This window comes from Butyrivibrio sp., assembly GCF_015056685.1.
Lineage (GTDB): Bacteria > Bacillota > Clostridia > Lachnospirales > Lachnospiraceae > Butyrivibrio.
On sequence record NZ_SVFW01000004.1, the window covers coordinates 69,265 to 87,021 of the forward strand.

Below are 17,757 nucleotides of genomic sequence, written 5' to 3' on the forward strand. Positions count from 1 at the left end.
ATCTATATTAGCCGTAAAAATGCAATTATTCCACTATTTATATGTCAATATAATTGCAATTACTGAACCGAACTGTAAGAGGGGCTTTTTCACCGCCATAAGCATACATGCCAACAAGTGCTCCGGTGAAGCGTTTTCCTTTATTATAGCCTTCATCGCACAGGTAATATACATTAGGAAGTGTAGCAAATACCACACTCTCAACAGCTTCTTCATTTAAGTTTATTGAACTCTGCGAATCAGCGGCAATAACCTCATAGCTTAATGTTCTTTTCAGGTAATCAGTATTCATTATAAACCTGATCACTTTAGCTGAGCTTTCAACCGGCTCATCTGATACCAGAACCCTGTCCTCTTCTCCAATATGTTCCTGAGAAAAGACAAATACCTTACCGTCCTTTTTCATAAGTCCGAACAATACAAAAGTGTTTTCATCATAGTAGCCTGAAATGCCTGCATGTTGGCCCTCAGAAAGTTCTGGGATCTCCATGTCTGCAGAATATTCAAATGTAAAAGATGTCTGCCTTTTAAGTACCAGATTTCTACTTTCAACGCTCGAAATAGGAGCTATGCTACCCTTTATTATGAAAGAAGGCTCATTCTCATTATTTCCTTCGATATACCTTACATCACCATTTTTAAATGGTCGAGGCGTCATATAATCCAAAGGAAGTCCACATGACGATATATTCCTGACAATAGTTACTTCTTCCGATTCAAGAAGTGTACTGCATTTTTCTTTATCTATTTCACTATGTATATCAGCAGAGCCAAAAATCCCTGTAAGATCAGGAAATGGCTTAATTTGCATGGTTGATGGTCCCTTGAGATCGTTAACGATCGGCCATCCGTCTGCAGTCCACGTAACAGGATCAATTGCTGTTTCTCTTCCAAGAATGCTGTAGCCATCTCCTATTTTACGACCGCATAGATAGACCATATACCATCTGCCATCGGGAGTTTCAACCATATCACCATGTCCACAGCGCTGAATAAGCGCATCAGGATCTTTTTGTCTCATGATAGGGTTATATGGGCATGGTTCGTAAACTCCAAAGAGTTCTCTACTCCTTGAAACAGTCACCATATGTCCAGGTCCTGTTCCTCCTTCTGCTTCGAGAAGATAGTAATATCCGTCTTTTTTATATAAGTGTGGTCCTTCAGGAGCTCTTTTATTATCTCCGTAGAAAAGAAGCTGGGGCTCAGATATTTTCTTTGTACCATCTTTACTAAGTTCGAAAATCCTGGCTCCCCTGTTAAGAAGCATGTACCTTCTGCCATCATCGTCATTAAAGATGCTTGGATCAATTCCATCCTCATCAATGAACACAGGCTCAGAGTATGGTCCTTCCGGCTTTTCTGAAGATACAACAATCTGCCTGCGGTAAACCGGTCCTACATCATTAAGTCTATAAGTCGCTGTTATATAGAACCTGCCTTCGTAGAAAGAAATATCAGGCGCCCAATAGCCCCTTCCACCCTCGAGCTCGTCAAGATAAGCCCAGTCAGGATTTGTAATAGCGTGGCCTATTATCTCCCAATGTATCAGGTCTTTTGAATGAGATATGGGTATACATGGGAAAAAGATAAATGATGAATTGACCATGTAGTAATCGTCATCGACTCTGCAAATTGATGGGTCCGGAAAAAATCCGGCTCTTATCGGATTCCTGTAAAAGTCATCATAGGAATGAGCATATCTTTTTTCCAGATAAAGCTCTATTTCCTTATGCTCCTGATTGCAGATACTACCCACAACAGCATACTCACTTTTTGAGCCGTTCTCTGCAATGTCATGTACTATATCCCAGGGTGTTACAAGATTTATATCACCCTTTAGCGGATCAAGGCCACACCTTTCTGTAAGATACTTAAACATCTGCAAATTTCCGGACATTGCAGCAAAATGCAGTGCAGTTCTGTGTCCCTCTGCATATTCATTAAGGCTTGACCTTGAATATTCAACGATCCATTTTACGAGTCCAAAATCCCCTTTTTTTGCTGCATCATATATAGTTATATTTCCAGCATCCATAATTATTTTTATCCCCTATACCAAAATATCTAAAATAGTAATATCCAATTTATTCATCATATCTATCACTCATAACGGTCACAGAATCTCCATATTTGCAGAAATAAAATCAGCATATCCAGGGTGAGAATTCTCTATATTATTAGAAATAGCAAAAATTCCAATCTTTGCACCAACCCACGTATGATCTGACGGAGTATAGTTGGCTCCAAGGTCAAGTCCCTGTTTCTCATTATCTGATGCACCAATATTAAGTTTTATTTTAAGACTAGGATTTTCATCTCCCAGAGGATTATGAACATTTTGAAAATACATATCTTCTGATTTCAAACTACTATCCGAGTGGGAAAATGTCATGGTCCATGTAATGTCTTTTAACGCATCTGAAGCGGCAAGTTCATAATTATAGCAAATTTTTGAAAAATCGATAGCTTTATCTGCAACTTCTTTTTTATCAGAATCTGTCCCCTCTGAATGAATTGTTTTTATTATATACTTCTCATCAGATACTCTCTCGATATACGCGGCCATATACTGGCCTCCTGTCATACATACCCCTGCTCTGTCACCTATATTTAATCCGGAAGCATCCATCTTGATCTTCATTTCAAACATTGGATAGATCAGTTTTTGTGTAAGAACATTGGCACTTTTCCAGATAACAGGCTCATTTTCAGAACTTGTGTTAAGGGCATATAATCTTATACCATTCTTTTTATCAGGTATCTGGCTGTAAAAAGAATCATAATGGTTACCAAGCCATTGCCATGCTAAATTATATTTTCCATTTTCAAAATCATCAGATGCAAAAAGCCCTGTGTCCTCTAGATCAAGGTCGTTTGAAACATTTGGCTTAGTATATTCATAAACAGGCTCACCACATCCGTTTTCATCCGGATTACTACCTATAATTGGCCATCCGTCTTTCCAGGTAACAGGCTGAAGGTGGCATATTCTTCCATATAGGCCTCTGTCCTGAAAATGAATAAACCATTCATCGCCATTTACTGTATCAACAAGAGCACCCTGATGAGGTCCATTGATAACAGTATTTCCGGTATGCATTACTTCTTTTATCTCATAAGGTCCATAGATATTCTTGCTTCTAAGAGCGACCTGATATCCATCTGTTACGCCACCTGCCGGAGCCCAGATATGATAATATCCATCCCTCTTATAAACCTTAGGTCCTTCAATAGTGACAGCAGGGTGATCCGGATCATTTCCGTTAAAGATAAAGTGATCTTCAGTAAGAGCCTTTGTTCCATCGGGGCTCATTTCAAATATTCCAAGAATACTCTTAAATCCAATCCTGCTCTTGGCATATCCATGTATAATGTAGGCCTTTCCGTCATCATCCCAAAATGGGCAGCAGTCAATAAGGCCTTTTCCTTCCAAAAGACACACAGGTTCATCCCACTTTCCAAGAGGATCTTTAGTTTTTACAACATAGTATCCCTCATCAGGCATCCCATAAAAAATATAGAATACTCCTTCATGGTATCTTATGGCCGGAGCCCATACTCCTTCCGAATGACGTGGAATATCAAATCGCTTTTCCTTAATATTATTAAGAGCATAGTTTACAAGCTTCCAGTTAACAAGATCCTTTGAAATAAGGATTGGAAGCCCTGGTGTATAGTTAAAGCTTGATGCAGTAAGGTAATATGTATCACCCACCCTGATGACATCAGGATCACTGTAATCAGCAAAAATTATCGGATTTCTAAATTTTGAACCTAAATCTGAATAAGACATTTTTCTCCTCCACAAGACGGTTTAGCCATTTGTTTCAATATCTAAGTATTTGGCAAGTGCGAGATCACCAATAACAAGTGACCTATATGGTTCATCAAGCTCAGAAAGTCCCTTCGCTATCATTCCGGCATACAAAAGTGCACCTTCATATTTCAGATGTGAATTATCTATCTTTCCTTCAGGTGCCCAATCAGCTTCACCTGCTGCAAGATTCATATAGTACTTTTTGGAAGCTTCATCCCCTGTCTTTTCAAGGAAATTGCGGCTCATTGTAAAAAGATCAACTACAGGAACATTAAACTTCTCTCCTGCCTCTTTCATTCCTTTCACATACTCTGTGTGCTCAGATGGCTTTAAATTGCCATTCTCATCAAAAAGTCTTCTTTCGACTGATGTGATGAATACAGGATAAGCCCCTTTATTTCTTGCCACATTAACGAATTTTCCGAGATTTACAATAAAATCATCGTGTGGCTTTGTATATCTTGTTGGATCATTTATCTTTTCATCATTATGACCAAACTGTATAAACAGATAATCTCCTTTTGTTATTTCATCATAAATAACAGCAAGTCTGCTCTCATCTATAAAACTCTTTGTGCTTCTGCCATTTACGGCATGATTGTAAATAACAACATCTTCTTTCACATATCTGTCAAAAGCCTGTGCAATGCCAGTCTGAGGATATGTATTAAACTTATTGCAAGCTACAGTTGAGTCCCCCGCCCAAAATATGTGTCTCATACCTTACTCTCCTTTATATTATTTCTATTTAATATAATGTCGCTTTTGACATTATTGCGCCGATTAACTAAAAAGAGGATATGCATAAAGCATATCCTCTATTCTAAATGTCGAAAGAAAATAATTACTCTTTTACAGCTCCGACATTAACACCCTGTACGAAGTACTTCTGAAGGAATGGATAAGCCGCCATGAAAGGAAGGATAGCGCAGATAATAGCTGCATAATAAAGAGTATTCTGAGATACCTTATACGCAGTTGTCGGCGTATCACCATCCATGATCATAACACGGAGCTTATACTGGAAGTTAACCTGATCAGGATTTGTAATGTAAATCTGTACTGTGCTGTAATCGTTCCATACTGTAACTGCATACATAAGACCGATTGAAGCAAGAGCTGCCTTTGAAAGAGGAAGTACTATCTTGAAGAAAATTCCCATAGGACTGCAACCATCAATTTTAGCAGCTTCAAAGAGAGATCCGGGAATTCCTTCAAAGAAGTTCTTCATCAATACAAGGTTGTAAACGTTCATACCATGCTTGATAACAAGGATCCACATTGAATCTACAAGGTGAAGCTGTTTCATAACAAGGTATTCAGGAATCATACCACCAGAGAAGATCATTGTGAAAAGAAGGAAGAATGACATTGCATTTCTACCTGGCATCTCTGTCTGTGTGAGTACGTATCCACCAAGAGTTGAAAGTACAAGACCAAGAAGTGTTCCTAAAACTGTTGTAATTACTGAATTAAGGAATGGTCTGTACAATCTGACTGTTGTAAAAATAGTAAGATATCCATTTACTGTAAAATCTTCTGGCCATAATTTGAACTGGTAAACACCTACAGCATTAAAGGAATCAACTAATACTTTCCAAATAGGAATAAGAACAATAAGTGCAATCAAAATAAATACTACATAATTGACAACGTCAAATACATGTACTTTATTTTTTCTTGCCTTAACTTGCATAGCCTGTGCTTTTGCCTGTGCCATAATGTTACCTCCTTAAATAATACCGCGGCCACGAATCTTCTTACTAGCCCAGTTACAAACAAGAACAAGGAAGCAGCCTACAATTGACTTAAACAAACCAACTGCAGTAGTGTATCCATAGTCTGGAATGGCTGTAAGGAAAGTCTGGCGGTACACATATGTTGAAATAACATCAGATACGTCAAATACACGGTTATTATATAAAACAAATACTGATTCAAAAAGGTTAAGAACCTTAGCAAGGTTAAGAATCAATACAATTATTACCGTATTCATAAGTGCCGGTACAGTTACGTACCAAATTTTTTGAAGTCTTGAAGCGCCATCAATATCAGCAGCCTCATAAAGTTCAGGGTTAATACCAGAAAGTGTTGCAAGGAAGATAACTGTTCCCCAACCTGTTTCTTTCCAGATATTGATCAAATAGAATATTGGTCTCCACATTGACTGTACATGCAAAAAGTCAATGCTTTCACTAAGTACTCCCCATGCCTTTAATGTCTCGTTTACAAAACCAGTAGATGATTTTGATAAAAACAGCTGGAATATAGCAGCAACTACTGCCCAGGACATAAAGTGTGGCAAGTAAATAATAGTCTGAAGAGACTTCTTTGCAAACAGGTTGTGCATTTCATTAAGAAATACTGAAACAAGAACTGATGCAAAAGTCGTGATTAATAATTTAGTAATAGAAATCTCCAATGTGTTTGTAAATGCAGTCCAGAATTCTTTCTTTGCAAACATGGTATAGAAATTCTTAAGGCCAACAAACTCAATATTTCTAAGCTTATATGTGTAAAATGCATATCTTACACCAAGCATTGGCCAATAGTAAATTATGATTACAAAGAATAAAACCGGCAGGAACATCAAGTAGTAACCAAAGTTATTTTTGATGCGCGTACTAAGAGGCTTTTTATTGATTGGAGCTCCTGTAGATGTCATAGCAACCGTTTGCTTCTTACTCATAGCATCCTCTTCCTTTCAAATATACATAATTTACGTTTTGTTACAATTGTATTATAGCAAATTTCCGTAAATTTTTTCGTAAAAAATCCCATCCCTAAGAAGATTTTTTATACCCCAAAGGGATGGGAATAATAGACTTCTGTTGAAGAAATTAAAGACTATTACTGTGCATTAAGTTCTTCTACGATCTGAGCTGATACATCGCCCCACTTCTCAAGGTACTCAGCGATAGCATCTTCTGCTGTCTTTTCACCAGTTACAACCTGGTTCATAAGAGTTGTCTTATCTGTTACAAGCTCTTCGTTAACTTCTGTAAGTGTCTCACAAGAAGCTGCCTGAGGAGCATCTACACAGTTCTCTGTGAAGAACTTGTTACCAGCTGTTACAAGGTCGTCAGAATCAACGAATCCGTTTGTAAGAGGAGCAATAACAAGTACTGGATCAAGGTGATTTTTCTTCCATACTGTGTTAGGGTCATTAGGAGACTGTTTAAGGTGGAACTCACCCTCTGCATACTCATAATCCTTCTTCTTCTCAGGATCATCAGCATTTGTTGTGAAGCTTTCAGCATGTGTTGACCAGTGAACATCCTCAGCACCATATGTCCAAAGTGTCTGAACTGTATCACCATCAAGCATTGTCTCAAGAAGTGCATCAAAGATAGCCTGCTCACGAGCATTGCTGCCATCCTGATCATCTGTGATTACCCAAACAGGAGCTTCTCTGTTGATATATCCGCCCCATGTATCCTTGATCTCCTGAATAGGAGCAAGCTGTACAAGTCTGTCATCACCAAGTTCATCATCTACGCCCTGCTTAGACATATTGTCTGTAAGTGTTCTAAGCCATGTGCCAGCCCAGTATGTGAATACACCTTCTGAAGTTGACTGCTCAGCTGAGAACCACTTCTCACGAGCCTGCTTTGTTCCAGCTTCTTCTGTATCTGGATCGATTACGCCATCAGCATAACCCTTTGCAAGTCTTGTAAGCGCATCGATTGTAGCCTGCTCTGCGAAACCATCAACCCAAACTCCATCCTTCTCATAGAATGAAGGATAAGCTCCCTGCCAGAACTCTGGCATATAGTTGATGTATGGAGCCTCATCAAGCTTACCATAACCAGCAGCGATAACACCGTATGTTCCCTTAGAACCATCACCATCTGGATCGTTGTTTGTAAATGCAAGAAGCATGTTGTAGTAGTCATCAAAAGTCTTGATATCCTCTGCCTTCATTCCTACTGCATCAAGCCATGACTTCTTAACATATGTAACGCATCCGTTTCCATATGTAGGAGCAAATCCGTAAAGATGTCCTTCGTCATCCTTCATGTTCTCATTAACTAAAGGAAGTGTTACACGTGACTGGAACTCTGCATTTGCATACGCATCTGCCATATCCCAAAGAAGACCAGTCTGTGAATACTGTCTGAACATTGTAGCACTCATGATAAGTGCATCTGGATAATCAGGATCACCAGGTGCTCCTGTTGTAAGGAGACGTGATACTGTTCCAGCATAGTCTGAGTGATCAAGCTGGTTGATATTAAGTGTGATTGGATGACCAAGTTTCTCTGAAACTGCCTTCTCCCACTGCTCCTTAAATGCATCCTGACCATTCTCAACTGTAGCTGTAAGTGTACCATCTACTACAATGTTAAGAGTCTCAAGTGTGTACTCTTCATCTGTAGCAGCTGCAGTGTCTGTAGATGCTGTTGCATCAGCAGACTGTGATGCTGTTGTGTCGCCAGACTCAGTAGTTGTTGTCTCTGAGCTTGTGCTGCCACATGCTGCAAGAGAAGCTACCATAGCTGTTGACAAAAGTAATGATAAAACTTTCTTTTTCATCTAAATGTTTCCTCCCATATAGATTGTGTGTTTACTAAATGTAAGCGTTTTCACTTACCTTAATATGTACTTTATCATGTACTGGAAACCTTTTCAAGCGTGAATTATGCTGAATTTCGGACATCATTGTATACTTTTTCTTTAAAGTACCATTTTTACTGTGTTTGCGTAAGTGCTTACATGTCAATTATTCCTAACAAAAACGTTTAACTCATTTTTATTTCAGAAATCGTTTGTGAAAATTGCACAAATGAAATCACGCTCCCAAAGCTTCTTCTTTCAAACTCATCATCACTGATCAGTCATCTTGAATCTAAGCTCGATACCGGTGCCATAGTATTAAAGAGTAACGCCTCTCTTCCAAATTGCCATATCATGGAAGCCTGCTTCTTCACTCTTAAGCTTCTCTCCTGATGCTGTCCTTAATATCTTTTCAAAGAGCTCATCTGTAAGCTCTTCAAAACTGCGTCCTTCAAGGATCTGTCCTGCTCTAAAATCTATCCAATTACTCTTTTTATCTGCAATAGTGTTGTTGCTGGCTATCTTCATAGTAGGAACAGGGCATGCAAATGGTGTTCCTCTTCCTGTTGTAAAAAGAACTATCTGTGCACCGGAAGATGCAAGTGCAGTTGCTGCGCAAAGGTCATTACCGGGAGCACAAAGAAGATTAAGTCCGGTAACATCAGTTCTTTCTCCATACTCAAGGACGTTCATAACAGGGAAATCACCTGACTTCTGGGTACAACCAAGAGACTTATCTTCAAGAGTTGTGATTCCGCCTGCCTTGTTTCCAGGAGATGGATTCTCATAAATAGGCTCGCCCTGCTTTGTGAAGTAATCCTTAAAGCCATTGATCATATTAACTGTGTCATTGAATTTCTCTTCTGAAACACATCTGTTCATAAGAATAGTCTCTGCACCGAACATTTCAGGAACTTCAGTAAGGATTGATGTTCCTCCGCACTCAATTATCCTGTCTGATATTCTTCCAACCAAAGGATTGGCTGTAATGCCTGAGAAGCCATCACTTCCGCCGCACTTAAGGCCTATGATGAGTTTAGAAGCATCAACTTCCTCTCTTACATCGGAACTTGCTTCTTCGATTATCTCTTTTAACAGATTAAGTCCATCCTGCATCTCATCATCGGATTCCTGACATACAAGGAACTTAACTCTCTTGTCATCAACTTCACCAATATATGGTTTAAGCACATCAATGTTGCTGTTCTCACATCCAAGGCCCAGAACAAGCACGCCACCGGCATTTGGATGATTTATAAGATCAGAAAGGATTGTTCTTGTGTGCTCCTGATCATCACCTGTCTGTGAGCAGCCATAGTTATGTGTAAATGCCACAACTTCATCAACGCTGCCCTTTACATAAGCGCCCGCTTTCTCAGCAAGCTTAGTTGCTATATTGTTTACGCATCCAACAGTTGGTATGATCCAAACCTCATTTCTGATGCCAACTTTGCCGTTTGCTCTGACAAAGCCTTTAAATGAAGCTTTTTTTGAACCAACCATCGATTTTCTTTTTTCAAGATAATCCTTATCAGGCTCATATTTGTACTCGAGTATACCCTCAAGATTTGTCTTTACATCATGTGTATGAACCCACATTCCCTTTGTAATATCTTCTGTGGAATGTCCTATTGCGTATCCGTATTTAATAATATTTTCGCCATTTTTGATATCTTTGATCGCAACCTTGTGTCCTGCCGGAACATCCTGTGCAATTACTATGCTCTCATCATCTGAAAGATTCAGTGTCTGCCCCTTAGCCATAGGTTCAAGACAAACAACTACATTATCCTGTGGATGAATTTTTAAAAAGTTACTCATAACCCTACCCTTTCCCTGCATTCATGCAGATGTAAGCTCTTTCATTTTCGCTTACATAAATCATATCCGTAATAAACAATTTGGTCAACCGCTTTTTGGCTTTTTCGACTATAAAAGAAATCAAAATTTATGCCTTTTTATCTATTGTATTTAAAAAAGCCCTCTAGTATAATATTTTTTGATTATGTAAATGCTTACATATTTTTTTCAAAAAAATAATTATTATATAAGGAGGGTTATGAAATGAAGAAATTCATGGATGAGGATTTCCTTTTACAGTCTGAACCAGCTAAAAAGCTTTATCATGACTATGCTGAAAACATGCCTATACTTGATTATCATTGTCACATCAGTCCAAAGGAAATCGCTGAGGATCGTCACTTTGAGACAATCACACAGGTTTGGCTTGGAGGAGATCATTATAAATGGCGTCTTATGCGTGCATTTGGCGTAGATGAAAAATATATGACAGGCGATGCTCCAGATAAGGAAAAGTTCCTTATGTTTGCAAAGTGCCTTGGTAAGGCCGTAGGCAACCCACTCTATCACTGGGCACACCTTGAGCTTAAAAAATATTTCGGTTATGACGGTGTTCTTAATGAAAAAACAGCTGAGGAAGTATATGATCTTTGCAACAAGGTTCTTCAGTCTCCTGATATGAGCGTTAGAAAGCTCATTAAAATGTCTAACGTTACTTTGATCTGCACAACAGATGACCCTATCGACACACTCGAGTGGCACGACAAGATCAAAGAAGACTCTTCTTTCGATGTTAAGGTTCTTCCAGCATGGAGACCTGACAAGGCTAAAAATATCACAAAGCCTGAATTCACAGATTACATTGCTAAGCTTTCAGAAGTAAGCGGTGTTAAGGTTGATTCTTTCAAATCCCTTAAGGAAGCTCTCAGAGTAAGACTTGATTACTTCGCATCAAAGGGATGTAACGTAACAGACCACGCTCTTGAGTATGTTATGTACAGACCTGCTTCAGATGAAGAAATCGAGGAAATCTTTGCTAAGAGACTTCGCGGTGAAGAGATTTCATATGAAGAAGACCTTAAATTTGAGACAGCATTCATGCTCTTTGAAGGCGAAGAAATCGCAAAGAGAGATTGGGTAATGCAGCTTCACTTCGGTTGCAAACGTGATAACAACACTCCTATGTATGAAAAGCTTGGTCCTGATACAGGATTTGATACTATCGGTGCATATTATCCAATGGGCGAGCTTGCTGATTTCCTCAACGCTCTTCATGTAAAGAACTCTCTTCCAAAGACTATTCTTTACAGCCTAAACCCAAGCGATAACAAGATCATCAACACTACTCTCAATGCATTCAACGAAGGACCTGTAGTTGCCAAGATCCAGCAGGGAAGCGCTTGGTGGTTCAATGATACAAAGCTTGGTATGGAACAGCAGCTTGAATCAGTTGCAGAATCCGGCAACCTTTCAGGTTTTGTAGGAATGCTTACAGATTCAAGAAGCTTTACATCTTACACAAGACATGATTACTTCCGCAGAATCCTTTGCAATTATCTCGGAAGCCTTGTTGAAAATGGTGAGTATCCAGAGTCAGATCTTGATATTCTCGGAGAGATCGCTGCAGATATCTCATACAATAATGCTGTAAGATACTTCAAATTTCCTTTAGAAACGAGATAATTTATGAGCAACCAAATGACTATTTATGACATATCCAAAAAGGCAGGCGTTTCTATTGCTACCGTTTCAAGAGTTTTAAACGGTAGCACCAACGTTAAACCCAAGACACGCAAAAAAGTCATGGATATAATTGAACAATACGGCTATAAACCAAATGCTTTCGCCAGAGGTCTCGGCCTTAACTCAATGAAAACAATCGGCATTTTGTGCGCTGACGCTTCTGACCTTTATCTGGCAAAGGCTTTATACTATATTGAGCAAAACCTGAGAGAAAATGGTTATAATTCTGTCCTTTGCTGTACAGGATATGAAATGGATTCCAGAAAAGAGTCCCTTAATCTTCTGCTCTCACAGCATGTGGACAGTGTCGTAATGGTCGGTTCAAACTTTATCATGAATAATCCCGAAGACAACATGTATGTCAACGATGCTGCCGCTTCTGTTCCGATAATGCTTCTTAATGCTGACTATGACTGCAATAATGTGTATTGCACATTATGTGATGATTACAAGGCAACGCAGGATGCCACAGAGAAAATGCTAGGCGCAGGACTCAAAAACATCCTTTACCTTTACAACAGCAATTCATATTCAGGATTAAAAAAGCTTGCCGGATATCAGAACGCTCTGTTGTCTCATGATATAGCAGTAAAAAAAGAGCTGCTTCAGTGTTTCAAGGGATCAAATGAAGATATAGACGGAGTTAAGAACTTTATTGAAAAGCTCTATTTAAAGGGTGTGAAATTCGATGGAATTATAGCAAGTGATGACTTTTTAGCTGTTGGTGCAATGAATTTTGCAAGAGCAAATAAGATCAAGGTTCCAACAGAGCTTCAGATCATTGGATATAACAATTCCATCCTTACTCATTGCTCTGAGCCTCCTATTTCTTCTATTGATAATCGTCTTGAAGATATGTGCATACAGCTTGTTAAGACCCTTATTGGAACCCTTTCTCAAAACGAAATGCCTCAGAAAACTATTTTCTCCGGTGAACTTATTGAGCGAGGATCCACAAAACTATAAAAAAATAACCTCAGCATAGTTTCTATGCCGAGGTTATTTTTTATTATCAAATAGTATCAAGCAGCTATTTCTGCTTTATTACCCTTAAAGAATGTTTTCATAATAGCTCCAAATACATTTCTTACCAGTGGTCCTGCAAAGAAAATCTGCCAGCAAAGTGCCATTGGGAAATTGAAAGCTGTTGTCTGAAGCCATACGCTAATAAATTCACTGCCTGCATTCTTGAAAAGAATTGTTGCTGCAAGGCTCATAAGTGGGCACATAAGGCATACAGACATTGATGAAATTGCAAGTATCATCATAATCATAGGATCTTTACCCGGAGTTACAAACCTAAAAGCAAGAATCTGAGCAAGTTTTCCTACAAATAAAAGTTCAAGTACTACAGCTATAGGCCACATAATAATAATTTCTCCAAATGCAGCAAGGAAAACAAAGTTTTGAAGACCGCCTACACTTAGTGATATGTTGTAAACTATCATGGCATATACCATAACGAATGCCATTAAGGCAGTAAAAAACACATCCTGTAATTTGCTCTGTGGTAACATAAAATAAGTTCCTCTCTTTCTTAAATAGGGAAGACCTCTGTGTTGTTCGTTATCACCCGGCAAAGGATGTGCGTTTCCAATAATACCTTGAAATCTTCAAATCTTTTTTCAGCGATTTTCGATTATAACAGATTCCAAGGTATTATGTAAGTACTTTTTGTTATAAAATTTATTCATTATTCATTGGAAATAATTCCGCCGCCCAGAACATAATCTCCATCATATAAAACAGCAGATTGTCCCGGAGTTATAGCTCTTTGAGGCTCATCAAAAGTAAATATGGCACTGCCATCATTATTTATACTGCAAACTCCCGGCTGTTCCTTGTGTCTGTACCTGATCTTGGCGCTGCATCTAAACTCATTTTCAGGAGCCTCACCTGTTATCCAATGAAAATCTCTTATGTGAACTTCTCTTTTAAACAGATCCTCATTGTCACCAAGAACAACCTGATTATTCTGAACATCAAGTTTTGTTACATATAATCTCTTTTTATCAGGAATTCCAAGGCCGCGTCTCTGTCCTATGGTATATCCTATAATTCCTTTGTGCTGGCCCAAAACATTTCCGTTTATATCAACAAAATCGCCCTTTGGATACTCTTTTCCTCTATAGCGCTTTATCATAGCTTCATAGTCACCGTCTGGCACAAAGCATATATCCTGGCTTTCACTCTTATGAGATGTAACAAACTCTTTTCCCTCAGCAATTCCTCTCGCCTCTGTCTTGGTGTACTCACCAAGGGGGAAAAATGTATGTGAAAGCTGCTCTTCAGTAAGATCATAGAGCACATAGCTCTGATCTTTATTTAAATCCTTGGCCTTAAGAAGATAAAAATGACCATCCTTCTCTTCTATTCTCGCGTAATGACCAGTGACAATGTAGTCAAAGCCCATTTCCCTTCCCTTTTGATAAAGGATATCGAACTTAAGATACTTGTTGCATCTGATGCAGGGATTAGGTGTCTCCCCTCTCTCATAGCTGCATACAAAGGGTTCAATAACGTTCTCTCTAAACTCTGCTTCATAATGAAAGATCTGGTAATCAATCCCTAATCTGTCACACACAGCCCTTGCATCCTGGGTATCTGCAAGACTGCAGCATGTATCAAAAAGGTCTTTTCCTACCATATCATTCTCATACAGGCGCATAGTGCAGCCCATACAGTCATATCCCTTATCTACCATAAGTGCGGCAGCTACACTAGAATCAACACCACCACTCATGGCAATCAATGCTTTTTTACTTAAATTACTGCTTGTCATAAATACTTTTCCTATCTAAATCTAAAAATCAGAAATCTCACTTATATTATAAAGAAATAGCCCTTATACAACAATGTACAAGGGCTACAATACAACATTTTTATCAAAAAGACAATTTAAATTTAAAGCTCAGATGTGCAGTGAGGGCATCTGCTTGCCTCAATATTGATCTCACTCTTACAACGAGGGCAGATCTTAGTTGTAGGAGCAGCTTCCTCCTCTTCCTTTTTGATCTTATTACTTACAGAATTCATAAATTTAACAAGAAGGAAAATAACAAAAGCCATCAATACAAAATTGATAACTACAGTAATGAATGTTCCATAGTTAAGTGTTGCCGCACCTGCCTCCTTTGCAGCTTCAAGGGTTGCATACTGTGATCCGTCAAGACTTACAAACATGTTGTTGAAGTCTATTCCCCCCGTCAAAAGACTTATTATCGGCATGATAATATCATCTACAAGTGATGTTATTATCTTCTGGAAAGCACCACCAATGATAACACCGACAGCCATATCCATTACATTACCACGCATTATAAACTCACGAAATTCCCCTGCAAGGCTCTTCCCCTTGCCTGCAACTTTTTTAATATCCTCTGTCATTTTGTTTTCTCCCATACAATACTAATAATTTTAGTTACCTAAGTGAAATTATAGCACTAAAAATTTGCCTTGCCCACTTGAAATTGTGCGCCAATAAAAGTAAAATATAATAGTTGTGTGACAAGCAATGCAGGATTAGTACATCGGTAGTATATTAGCTTCCCAAGCTAAGGAGGCGGGTTCGATTCCCGTATCCTGCTTTATATCTTTTTATGATATACATTTAATTATTATAACAGCTGCCGTTTTACCATTGCAGCAAATTTTCCATTCATATCTATCAGTTCATCGTAAGTTCCGCTCTCAATAATCTCTCCTTTTTCAAGCATTATTATCCTGTCACAATTTTTTATTGTTGAAAGCCTGTGAGCAATAACAACTCTTGTACATTTTATTTTTTCAAGGGATTCCGATACTATTTTTTGTGTAATGTTATCCAACGCACTTGTAGCTTCATCAAAGAGTACAAGTTTGGGATTTCCCGCAAGTGCTCTGGCAATAATAATTCTCTGTTTTTGTCCTCCCGATATACAGGAAGCATTCTCATCCACCAGTGTATTCATCTGCATTGGCATGTTTCTTATATCATCTGCTATTCCTGCTTTTTCCGCAGCTTCCCAGGCTTCCTGTTCAGTCATTCCGGGATTGGATATTGATATGTTTTTAAAAATAGATCCGGCAAAAAGTTTTGAATCCTGCATTACAACACCTAATTGCCTGCGAAGAGATTTCTTGTTTATGCTATTAATATTTATTCCATTGATATAAACATTTCCAAGAGTACATTCTTCAAAACCAAGCAAAAGACGCATCAGAGTACTCTTGCCGCATCCACTCTTTCCAACTATGGCAACATATTCACCCTCATGTATTTTTAAACTGAAATTCTTAATTATTAATGGAAGATCTTTTCCATACCTGAATGAAACATTATCAAACTCAACGTTACGAATCTCGACCTCTTTAAGTGTCTCATCGTCTTTTACTTCAGGTGCCTGTTCCAGAAAAACATCAAGTTCTTCAAGGATTGGGCGAACCAATGATGCATTGGGAATAACTTCCTGAACATTAAGAAGTACAGCCGTGAGCATTGCGTATACAGAAGTAAAAGCTATATAAGATTCAGCAAACATATCGTTCTCATTGGCAACAAAATATATTGCCATCATTCCTATAAGAGTAATAGCCGTAAGGAGAACATTCCCGTATGTGACAAAAAAGCCGGGATGATACTGTGCCATGGATTCCTTCTTGAATATTTTGAGCCACTTTGTATATATTCTTTTTTCTGATGCTGACACCTTCAGCGTCTGTATACCATTCATCATTGAAACCAAAAGTGCATTATCTTTAGTCGTATACTCAATGGTTTCGGCGTTAACTGCGCTTTTTTTGTCAATAATCAAAACAGACAGCCAGACATATAATATTGTAATAATGGTAACCGGAACCGCAAGGCTACCTCCCAAACGATATATCTGCCAAATGTATATAACACTGAGCACAAGCATCAGACCTGTGGTAAATACTCCTGCGACAAGTGCTTTACTGAGAAGCTGCAACACTTGTATTCTCTTTGCAAGTTCACCTGTAGCATGTCTTTTATAATATTCTACCGGAAGTGAAAGAATTCTTTCCATAGTAGCAGCTCTTATATTCATGTCCACTTTTGCTGACATCCTATTCACAACCTGATTTTGAACAACCCTGAACAAGGTTACGGCAACAGCTGAAGCAATCATAAATATCATAAAGGGCACAATATATGAAACATTGTCAAAGAACTGAACACTTGAGAAAAGAATTTTTATAAGGACCGGAGTTATCATTCCTACACTTGTAGCAAGCAAACCATATACAAGCACATTGATATAATCCGCTCTATTAAGAGCTTCTTTCATAAAAATCAGCAGATCATATCCTTTCATGCTTTTTTTTGGAAACTGTCTAAAAAAGCAAATTCCACGATCCGCAAATTCTGATTCCTTACTTTTGTCTATAAGAATGACTTTTCCCGACTCATAATTCTGATAATGATATTTCCCATTCCTGTCAGGAATAAGAGCTACCACATCACCATTATTTCTGGTAGCGAGAATAGGACCAATACTATCCTTTGACCAACCCTTTTTTAGCTCCATTTCATGAGTTGAGAAACCTCTTTTGTCAAAAAAGGTATAGAGATAGTCTTCCCATTCAGTCTCACTCATCTTATCAAAAGATTCAATGCTGATTTTCTCAGGCTTGCCGAGATAGGCAAGAATCTGCTCAAAAGCATTTTCTATAAGAGATCTGTCGTAATTATTGCCTAACCATCCCAGCGCCTTTTTTCCCTCAACAACCTCAGTCAGGCTGATAAGCGCATCCGATAGTTCCACTTCATCTTCTGACATTCTCTTAAACAGTAATTCAGTTTCATAATTTATGTTTCTATCAGTCAAAGCTCCGCCTTT

Annotated in this window: 13 protein-coding genes and 1 tRNA gene; 3 read left to right on the forward strand and 11 right to left on the reverse strand. The window is 38.5% G+C overall.

The window, feature by feature from the left end:
* Nucleotides 1-37 precede the first annotated feature (37 nt).
* From E7303_RS02335 to E7303_RS02365, 7 genes are all read right to left on the reverse strand, one after another.
* Nucleotides 38-2,035 (reverse strand): family 43 glycosylhydrolase, encoded by a 1,998-nt coding sequence (locus tag E7303_RS02335; protein WP_292143654.1) that lies wholly within the window; start codon nucleotides 2,033-2,035, stop codon nucleotides 38-40.
* Nucleotides 2,036-2,113: 78 nt separating this feature from the next.
* Complete coding sequence (locus E7303_RS02340) at nucleotides 2,114-3,793, reverse strand: glycoside hydrolase family 43 protein (protein ID WP_292143655.1); 1,680 nt, start codon at nucleotides 3,791-3,793, stop codon at nucleotides 2,114-2,116.
* 21 nt (nucleotides 3,794-3,814) lie between these two features.
* Entirely contained in the window at nucleotides 3,815-4,537 is a 723-nt protein-coding gene (locus E7303_RS02345; protein ID WP_292143656.1) for a rhamnogalacturonan acetylesterase, read from the reverse strand.
* A gap of 124 nt (nucleotides 4,538-4,661) precedes the next feature.
* On the reverse strand, nucleotides 4,662-5,537 hold the full coding sequence (locus E7303_RS02350) for a carbohydrate ABC transporter permease (RefSeq protein ID WP_022773531.1): 876 nt from the start codon (nucleotides 5,535-5,537) through the stop codon (nucleotides 4,662-4,664).
* A 12-nt stretch (nucleotides 5,538-5,549) separates the two neighbouring features.
* Nucleotides 5,550-6,506, reverse strand: coding sequence for an ABC transporter permease (locus tag E7303_RS02355; RefSeq protein WP_022773530.1), 957 nt, complete (start codon nucleotides 6,504-6,506; stop codon nucleotides 5,550-5,552).
* Between the two features lie 161 nt (nucleotides 6,507-6,667).
* Nucleotides 6,668-8,353, reverse strand: a complete 1,686-nt coding sequence (locus tag E7303_RS02360; protein ID WP_292143657.1) for an ABC transporter substrate-binding protein — start codon at nucleotides 8,351-8,353, stop codon at nucleotides 6,668-6,670.
* A 339-nt stretch (nucleotides 8,354-8,692) separates the two neighbouring features.
* On the reverse strand, nucleotides 8,693-10,195 hold the full coding sequence (locus E7303_RS02365) for a UxaA family hydrolase (RefSeq protein ID WP_292143658.1): 1,503 nt from the start codon (nucleotides 10,193-10,195) through the stop codon (nucleotides 8,693-8,695).
* Between the two features lie 243 nt (nucleotides 10,196-10,438).
* Between E7303_RS02365 and uxaC the strand changes: the two genes are divergently transcribed.
* Both uxaC and E7303_RS02375 read left to right on the forward strand, forming a co-directional pair.
* Nucleotides 10,439-11,857: a glucuronate isomerase gene (uxaC, locus tag E7303_RS02370; RefSeq protein WP_292143659.1), complete on the forward strand. Its 1,419-nt coding sequence runs from the start codon at nucleotides 10,439-10,441 to the stop codon at nucleotides 11,855-11,857.
* A gap of 3 nt (nucleotides 11,858-11,860) precedes the next feature.
* Nucleotides 11,861-12,883, forward strand: a complete 1,023-nt coding sequence (locus E7303_RS02375; protein ID WP_292143660.1) for a LacI family DNA-binding transcriptional regulator — start codon at nucleotides 11,861-11,863, stop codon at nucleotides 12,881-12,883.
* A gap of 56 nt (nucleotides 12,884-12,939) precedes the next feature.
* On the opposite strand, the gene E7303_RS02380 is transcribed toward E7303_RS02375, so the two are convergent.
* From E7303_RS02380 to mscL, 3 genes are all read right to left on the reverse strand, one after another.
* Entirely contained in the window at nucleotides 12,940-13,434 is a 495-nt protein-coding gene (locus E7303_RS02380; protein WP_292143661.1) for a DUF2798 domain-containing protein, read from the reverse strand.
* 176 nt (nucleotides 13,435-13,610) lie between these two features.
* Nucleotides 13,611-14,699 carry a tRNA 2-thiouridine(34) synthase MnmA gene (mnmA, locus tag E7303_RS02385; RefSeq protein WP_292143662.1) on the reverse strand — a complete coding sequence of 363 codons (1,089 nt, stop codon included), beginning with the start codon at nucleotides 14,697-14,699 and terminating at the stop codon, nucleotides 13,611-13,613.
* 122 nt (nucleotides 14,700-14,821) lie between these two features.
* Nucleotides 14,822-15,304, reverse strand: a complete 483-nt coding sequence (gene mscL, locus E7303_RS02390) for a large conductance mechanosensitive channel protein MscL (RefSeq protein WP_292143663.1) — start codon at nucleotides 15,302-15,304, stop codon at nucleotides 14,822-14,824.
* A gap of 129 nt (nucleotides 15,305-15,433) precedes the next feature.
* Here mscL and E7303_RS02395 point away from each other — a divergent pair.
* Nucleotides 15,434-15,504, forward strand: a tRNA-Gly gene (locus E7303_RS02395).
* 30 nt (nucleotides 15,505-15,534) lie between these two features.
* Here E7303_RS02395 and E7303_RS02400 read toward each other — a convergent pair.
* On the reverse strand, nucleotides 15,535-17,745 hold the full coding sequence (locus tag E7303_RS02400) for an ATP-binding cassette domain-containing protein (protein WP_292143664.1): 2,211 nt from the start codon (nucleotides 17,743-17,745) through the stop codon (nucleotides 15,535-15,537).
* Between the last annotated feature and the right edge of the window lie 12 nt (nucleotides 17,746-17,757).

Bases quoted from the DNA above. Each gene is read 5' to 3' on its own strand.
- E7303_RS02340 (WP_292143655.1), bottom strand. From the start codon at position 3,793: ATGTCTTATTCAGATTTAGGTTCAAAATTTAGAAATCCGATAATTTTT.
- E7303_RS02375 (WP_292143660.1), top strand. From the start codon at position 11,861: ATGAGCAACCAAATGACTATTTATGACATATCCAAAAAGGCAGGCGTT.
- E7303_RS02355 (WP_022773530.1), bottom strand. From the start codon at position 6,506: ATGAGTAAGAAGCAAACGGTTGCTATGACATCTACAGGAGCTCCAATC.
- E7303_RS02345 (WP_292143656.1), bottom strand. From the start codon at position 4,537: ATGAGACACATATTTTGGGCGGGGGACTCAACTGTAGCTTGCAATAAG.
- E7303_RS02350 (WP_022773531.1), bottom strand. From the start codon at position 5,537: ATGGCACAGGCAAAAGCACAGGCTATGCAAGTTAAGGCAAGAAAAAAT.
- E7303_RS02360 (WP_292143657.1), bottom strand. From the start codon at position 8,353: ATGAAAAAGAAAGTTTTATCATTACTTTTGTCAACAGCTATGGTAGCT.
- mnmA (WP_292143662.1), bottom strand. From the start codon at position 14,699: ATGACAAGCAGTAATTTAAGTAAAAAAGCATTGATTGCCATGAGTGGT.
- E7303_RS02365 (WP_292143658.1), bottom strand. From the start codon at position 10,195: ATGAGTAACTTTTTAAAAATTCATCCACAGGATAATGTAGTTGTTTGT.
- mscL (WP_292143663.1), bottom strand. From the start codon at position 15,304: ATGACAGAGGATATTAAAAAAGTTGCAGGCAAGGGGAAGAGCCTTGCA.
- uxaC (WP_292143659.1), top strand. From the start codon at position 10,439: ATGAAGAAATTCATGGATGAGGATTTCCTTTTACAGTCTGAACCAGCT.
- E7303_RS02380 (WP_292143661.1), bottom strand. From the start codon at position 13,434: ATGTTACCACAGAGCAAATTACAGGATGTGTTTTTTACTGCCTTAATG.
- E7303_RS02335 (WP_292143654.1), bottom strand. From the start codon at position 2,035: ATGGATGCTGGAAATATAACTATATATGATGCAGCAAAAAAAGGGGAT.